This window comes from Amaricoccus sp. (assembly GCF_017995835.1).
Lineage (GTDB): Bacteria > Pseudomonadota > Alphaproteobacteria > Rhodobacterales > Rhodobacteraceae > Amaricoccus.
The window spans coordinates 1-6,695 of record NZ_JAGOID010000130.1 but is presented as its reverse complement, the minus strand read 5'-3'; the positions used below and the strand labels follow the sequence as shown (position 1 = coordinate 6,695).

The 6,695-nt window shown below is 71.5% G+C and carries 7 protein-coding genes; 2 read left to right on the top strand and 5 right to left on the bottom strand.

The features are described 5' to 3' along the window. Positions 1 to 46 precede the first annotated feature (46 nt). From KBA23_RS14885 to KBA23_RS14865, 5 genes are all read right to left on the bottom strand, one after another. Positions 47 to 640 carry a hypothetical protein gene (locus KBA23_RS14885; RefSeq protein WP_290742461.1) on the bottom strand — a complete coding sequence of 198 codons (594 nt, stop codon included), beginning with the start codon at positions 638 to 640 and terminating at the stop codon, positions 47 to 49. Positions 641 to 763: 123 nt separating this feature from the next. Further along, positions 764 to 1,393, bottom strand: a complete 630-nt coding sequence (locus KBA23_RS14880; RefSeq protein WP_290742458.1) for a hypothetical protein — start codon at positions 1,391 to 1,393, stop codon at positions 764 to 766. 61 nt (positions 1,394 to 1,454) lie between these two features. Continuing rightward, entirely contained in the window at positions 1,455 to 2,615 is a 1,161-nt protein-coding gene (locus tag KBA23_RS14875) for a CCA tRNA nucleotidyltransferase (protein WP_290742455.1), read from the bottom strand. Continuing rightward, positions 2,612 to 3,220, bottom strand: coding sequence for a CoA pyrophosphatase (locus KBA23_RS14870; RefSeq protein ID WP_290742452.1), 609 nt, complete (start codon positions 3,218 to 3,220; stop codon positions 2,612 to 2,614). The genes KBA23_RS14875 and KBA23_RS14870 overlap by 4 nt, the downstream gene beginning before the upstream one ends. Positions 3,221 to 3,386: 166 nt before the next feature. Further along, a complete protein-coding gene (locus KBA23_RS14865) occupies positions 3,387 to 3,782 on the bottom strand; it encodes a VOC family protein (protein WP_290742449.1) in 396 nt (131 codons plus the stop codon). Positions 3,783 to 4,177: 395 nt separating this feature from the next. On the opposite strand from KBA23_RS14865, the gene mbhE reads away from it, so the two are divergent. Further along, positions 4,178 to 6,409 (top strand): hydrogen gas-evolving membrane-bound hydrogenase subunit E, encoded by a 2,232-nt coding sequence (gene mbhE / locus KBA23_RS14860; RefSeq protein ID WP_290742446.1) that lies wholly within the window; start codon positions 4,178 to 4,180, stop codon positions 6,407 to 6,409. Next, the coding region (locus KBA23_RS14855) for an MnhB domain-containing protein (RefSeq protein WP_290742443.1) at positions 6,406 to 6,695 on the top strand (290 nt) is incomplete at its 3' end. The genes mbhE and KBA23_RS14855, both read left to right, overlap by 4 nt.

Below are 6,695 nucleotides of genomic sequence, written 5' to 3'. Positions count from 1 at the left end.
TGGCACGCCTGAGCACCGGGCCGGGGCCGTCCCCGGCCCGTTTCCGTCACTTGACCGCGAAGCAGTAGAAAAGCCCGTCCCCGCCGCCCTCGCGCAGCGCGGCGGCCGAACATCCTTTCGAGGGATGGGCCGAGTTCCAGCTCTTTTCGCTCGGCTTGTCGTCGAGGTCGGCGCCGTCGTGATGGCCGACCATGGCCGCCCCCGCGTCGTCGCTGGTCCAGTCCGAACAGGTGAGCGGCGATCGCGTCCCGTCGGGCAACGAGCCGGTCAGGATATCGTGCCGGAGCGGCGGCGCCTCGCCCCGGGCATTGATCCGCCCGCCCGTTTCGTCGAGCGCGGTCCTTCGCGCGACGTGATTGCCGGCTGCGTGCAGCGCGGCGACATCCGCGGCGATGGCCTCGCCCGTTGCATTGACCCAAGGTCCGATGCCGATCCGATCACGCGCATCAACCGCGCTCGTCGAAAGATAGGCGGCCCAGCGCTTGACCGGCACGCCCGCCGTCTCGGCCAGCGTCGCGCACCAGGCGTCGGCGCCGGGCAACCCGCCGAGATCACCGCCGCGGCCCGGATTGGCACTGGTGACGAAGAAACTCATTGCCGGATCCGGTCCCCGCTCGAGCCAGAAGGCCGTCGCGGCCACCGCCGCGATCGCGGCGACGCCGGCCGCCGCGAAAAGGATGGGTCGGCGCATGGCAACTCCGGTCGCGAGAACTCAACCGGAGGTTACATCGCGGCCACAAGCCACCGACTCACGTGTCCGTGATCACTCGACGGCGAAACAGTAGAAGAGGCCGTCGCCCCCGGTGCCGCGCAATGCCTCCTGCCCGCAGCCGCCGCGGGTCGCATGGGCGGCGTTCCAGGACGTGCCGGTCGGCAGGGTCTCGGGTCCCGCGCGGTCGTGGTGGCCGACGATGGCCGCGCCCTCCGGCCCGCTGCTCGTCCAGTCCTGGCAGGTTTCCGGCGCCCGTGTCCCGTCCGCGAGCGATCCGGTCAGGACGTCGTGCCGGTTCGGATCGTCGCCGCGCCCCGCGATCACCTCCCCCTTCTCGTCGAGCGCGGTCTCCTTGGTCAGGTTGTTGCCCTCGCCGTGCAGGCTGGCGACATCGTCGGCGATCGTCTCACCCCTGGCATTGACCCAAGGCCCGGTTCCGATCCGGTCGCGCGCATCGACGGCGGAGGTGGAAAGATAGGCCGCCCAGACCTTGCCGGTCACGCCCGCCGCCTCGGCGAGCGCCGCGCAATGGGCATCGGCTCCGGCGAGGCCGCCGAGATTGGCGCCGTCGCCAAGCCCGACGCTGGTCACGAAGAAGCTCATGCCGCCGCTCTGCGCCATGGCGAGGGGCGCGGTGCCAAGAAGGGCGAGGGCGGCGAGGCGGACTGTCGTCGGGCGCATGGTTCTCTCCCTGAATCGTCTCATGTCACGGGAGGGTAGAGGCGCGGTCGGATCCGGCTACTCACGACTCCGTGACGCGGCCGAGCAGGGCGTCGCGATCGAGGGTGAAGCCCGAGGCGATCCACGCCGTCTCGAGCCGCCGGAGCGCGGCGCCGAGCGCCGGCCCGCGCAGGTCCAGATCGGCGCCGCGCAGCGGAAACCGCGCGGCGGCGGCGCCCGCAATCGCTTCGGCCAGGTCCGGCCGGGGCGCTGATCCGAGCGCGGCCGCGCGGATCAGCGCCGCGTCGAGCGCGGCCTCCGCGCCATGGCGATAGGCGGCGACGACGTCCGACGGTTCGGCGCCCGCGGCGACGATCGCGGCGATCGCCTTGCGCTCGGCCCTGGAGAACCGCAGCGTCTCGGCCCAACCGACGGCGGGGCCGAGCGCGGCGAGCCGGCGCGGCCAGCGCGGCGCGTGGCTGCCCGCCGCCTCGAAATGGACGAGGGGACCGAGGATGGCGGGATCGGCGCCGGGCAGCAGCCGCGCGAGGATACCGGTCGCGGCCATCGCCGCGACCGCCGGCGCGGGATCCGGCGCGGCGAGGAGCTTGCGGATCTCGGCCCCCACCCGTTCGCGCGAGAGGGTCCCGAGATGCTCGCCGGCCGCGGCGCAGGCGCCGACGGCCTCGGGATCGAGCCCACCCTCGGGGTCGCCGAACCAGGCATGAAATCGAAAGAAGCGCAGGACGCGAAGGTAGTCCTCGGCGATGCGGGCGGACGGGTCGCCGACGAAGCGCACGCGGCGGGCGCACAGGTCGGGCAGGCCGTCGAGAGGGTCGAGCACTTCGCCGTCGGGTCGGGCATAGAGCGCATTCATGGTAAAGTCGCGCCGCGCGGCGTCCGCGACGATGTCGGCGCCGAAGGCAACGGTGGCGCGGCGACCATCGGTCGCAATGTCGCGACGAAAGGTCGTCACCTCATAGCCGCGACCATCGACGACAAGGGTGACGGTGCCATGCTCGAGCCCGGTCGGCACGGCCCGAACCCCCGCGCGCGCGGCGAGGTCGAGGACGAACTCCGGTGGCGCGTCCGTTGCGAGGTCGATATCGCTGGAACAGCGGCCGAGCAGGGCGTCCCGGACGCATCCGCCGACGAACAGCGCCTGATGCCCGGCTTCGGTCAGGACGCCGCAGACGAGTCGCGTCGAAGGCGTGGCCAGCCAGTCCGCGGCAAGGCGCGTCACGGGTCGCGCATCCTGTCGCCGAGGCTGATCAGCATTCGCGCGGTCGCGCCCCAGATATAATGCGGGCCGTACGGCATCGCCTGATAGCGGCGCCAGCCGCCGGACCAGACGCGGCGATGGGTCTGACGGTTGGCCGGGTCGAGCACGAAGGCGAGCGGCACCTCGAACACTTCCTCGACTTCGGCGGGATCGATGACGGGCATGAAACCCGTATCGACAAGGCCGACGAAAGGACTGACGGAAAAGCGGGTGACCGTCTCATGCGCGTCGAAGCCGCCGAGGACCGTCACCTGCTCGCGGGCAAGCCCGATCTCCTCGCGAGCCTCGCGCAGGGCGGCGTCGAGCGGCGTCGGATCGATCGGGTCCTGGCGCCCGCCCGGAAAGGCGATCTGGCCGGGATGGTTGCGCAGATGCGCGGCGCGCCGGGTGAGGATGACGTTCAGCCCGGCGCCGCGCTCGATCAGCGGCACCAGGACGGAGGCGGGGCGCAGGTCGAACGGCTCGGGTGGCCGTGCCGCCGGATTGAGCTCGAAATCCGAGGTTCCGGTCGACGGCGCGCGCAATGCCGCGGCGATCCGCGTGACGTTCAGGCAATGCTGGTCCATGCCGTCTAGATGGACCGGCCCCCGCTCGCGGACAAGGGGGGGCGCCTTCGATCAGACGATGATCACATGAGCGCGAGTCCCTCCACCAGCCAGCCGAGATCATCGGCCCCGATCCCGGGAAGACGGCCGCCGGTCCCGCCGTGCAGCGTGTCATCGCCGGCGCCTGTCAGACGTAGCGTCCACCCCGTTGCAGGACTTCGATCTGGTAGCCGTCGGGGTCGGCCACGAAGAAGAACCGGGCGATCACCTCGCCCGCCGGGGCGAAGGCGACGATCTTGCGCGGCGCGAAGCCGGCCGCCTCGAACCGCGCGTGCTCGGCCGCCAGATCCTCGACCACGACCGCGAGATGCCCGTATCCGTCGCCGAGCAGGTAAGGCTCGGTCCGGTCCTTGTTGATGGTCAACTCGATCTCGAAATCGCTCTCGGCGTCGCGCAGGTAGACGAGCGTGAAGGTCTCGAAATCCAGCCTTTCGGCGATCTCGAACCCGAACGCCACGCGATAGAAATGGAGCGAGCGCGCTTCGTCGCGCACGCGGATCATGGAATGGATGGCCTTGGCCAAGGTCGCCTCCCTTGTTTGGCGTCGATCATTCCCCGGGATGGCCGGGCGGCGGGCTACCACATGCCACCTTCGGACCATTGCCCGCTGTCGCGCCCATGTGAAGGCGTTTCGGGAGGATCGCATCATCTTTCATCTGTTCGGGCGCGGGCTCCATCACGGCGCGAGCCACCTGTCCCTGCGAGGTCGATCGTCAGGCATTCCACGTCGATCCGCTTCGCGCCCGTCTTCGCCGCTCGACGAGATCGCCGGGGAAAGCTTCGGCCCGCCGGAATCCCCGGCCCGACCCGGGAAGAGCGACGGGAGCTCGTCCACGCGGGTTGATTATCGGGTCGCCCCGCGTATTCTGCGCCGGTAGGCGGGGCATCGGTGCCCGCGCCGGTGAACGCGAGCGCGCCTTGGCCGATCCCCACCCCTCCGCCGCGCGAGACGCCGGGGCCTGGCGCCTGATCCCGGCTGGCCTCGCCGCCCTGGGGGCGATCTGGTTCGCCGGCTTCCTGCCCGGCGTCGTCCGGGGCGAGATCCCGGAGCTCGTTCTGCCTTGGGTGCCCGCGCTCGGGATCGAAGCGGCGTTCCGGCTCGACGGGCTCGCGCTCGCCTTCGCGCTCCTCATCTGCGGGATCGGCGCGCTCTGCTTTGTCTACGCCGCCAGCTATTTTCGCGGTGACCGGCGGCTCGGCGCGCTGCTCGTCACGCTCTGCGCCTTCGCCGTCTCGATGCTCGGGATCGTCACGGCGGACGACGCGGTGACGCTCTTCGTCTTCTGGGAAGCGACCACGATCACCTCCTGGCTCCTCGTCGGCTTCGACCACGAACGGCCGGCGGCCCGCGCCGCCGCGCTCCAGGCGCTGCTCGTCACTGGCTTGGGCGGCCTCGCGCTTCTCGCCGGGCTGTTGCTGATGGGCGACGTCGCGGGCGGCTATCGGCTGTCGGCGATGAACGCGGCGGGGGATCTCTTTCGCGGGCATGACCTCTATCCGGCGATGCTCGCCCTCGTCCTGCTCGGCTGCTTCGCGAAATCGGCGCAGTTTCCGTTCCAGTTCTGGTTGCCCGGCGCGATGGCGGCCCCGACGCCGGTCAGCGCCTATCTCCATTCCGCGACCATGGTGAAGGCCGGCATCTACCTGATGGCGCGCCTGACGCCGTCGCTCGGAGGCACCGATCCCTGGTTCTGGACGCTGGCGTCCGCCGGCGGGCTGACCATGCTGCTCGGCGCGGTCTGGGCCATCCGCCAGACGGACATGAAGCTGCTCCTCGCGCATACCACGGTGATGGCGCTCGGCCTGCTCACCCTCCTGCTCGGGATCGGCGCGATCGCGGCCGCGATGACATTCCTGCTCGTCCACGCCTTCTACAAGGCGGCGCTGTTCCTCGCGGTCGGCATGATCGAGAGGGGTGCCGGCGCGCGCGACTATCCCGCGGTCGGCGGACTGGCGGGGGCTATGCCGCGGACGGCGGCGGCGGCCTGGCTCGCGGCGCTGTCGATGGCCGGCTTTCCGCCGATGTTCGGCTTCATCGGCAAGGAGATGATCTACACGGCCACCTCCGGCGCCGCGACCGTGGCGGCGCTGGCCGCCAATGCCCTGATGGTCGCCTGTGCCGGCGTCGTCGCGCTGCGCCCCTTTCTCGGCACCCCGCGCAGCCCGCGCGAGCGGCCGGGCGATCCCGCGATCGGCCTCTGGCTGGGCCCGGTGGTACTGGCCGCGCTGGGGCTCGTCTTTGGCTTCCTGCCCGGCGCGATCGGCGGCGCACTCGTCGGGCCGATGACGCGGGCGGTCACCGGCGGACCGATGCCCGAGCCGCTCGCCCTCTGGCACGGACTGACCCCCGCGCTCTGGCTCAGCCTTCTGACCTTCGCCCTCGGCGGGCTCCTCTATGCCCGTCTCGATCGGCTGCGCGACCTGCTCGCCGTTGCCGAGCCCCGCCTGCCGCGGACCGAGGGCTGGTACGACGCGGCGCTGTCCGGCACCTTGCGCGCCGCCGCCGCGCTGACCGGCGTCGTGCTGAGCGGACGGATGACGCGCTATCTGCGCGTGACCTTCCTGCTCCTCGCCGCGCTGATCTGGGGCGCGCTCCTGACCGGCGGCACGGTGCCGCGCCCGGCGGCGGGGGCGACCAGCCTCGTCGACTGGGCGGTCGTGGCACTGATCGCGGCCTCGGTCGGCGTCGTGCTCCGGACCCCCTCGCGACTGGCGGCGATCTGCGCGCTCGGCGGGGTCGGCGCGGGTATCGCGATCATCTTCGTGCTCTACGGCGCCATCGACGTCGCCATGACCCAGCTTTTCGCCGAGGTGCTGGTCGTGGTCTTTCTCGCCATCGCCATGGCGCGGCTGCCCCGAATGGCCCCACCGCGACTCCGGCCCGGCAACGCCGCCATCGCGATCCTGCTCGGCCTCGGCGTGACCTTCTCGGTGCTCGCGGTGCTGAGCAGGCCGCTCGACCCCTTCCTGTCGCGATTCTTCGAGGAACAGAGCGTGCCCGCGGCGCTCGGTCACAACATCGTCAACGTGATCCTGGTGGATTTCCGCGGCTTCGACACGCTGGGCGAGATCTCGGTGATCGTGATCGCCGGGGTCGCGGCGATCGCCGCCCTGCGCGCCGGCAGAGACGCGGCTGGGCCGGCGCGATGAATTCGCTGATCCTCAGTACCGCCACGCGCGTGCTCTTTCCGGCGCTCCTCGCCCTCTCGGTCTTCATCTTCTGGCGCGGGCACAACGAGCCCGGCGGCGGCTTCATCGGCGGCCTGCTCGCGGCCAGCGCCTTCGCCCTGCTCGAAAAGGCCGAGGGCGTCGCCCGCGCCCGCCGCGCGTTGTGTTTCCCGCCCCAGGCGCTGGCCGCCGTCGGCCTCGGCTGCGCCCTCCTCTCCGGCCTCTGGGGCGGGCTCGCCTACGACCAGTTCCTCAAGGGTGTCTGGCC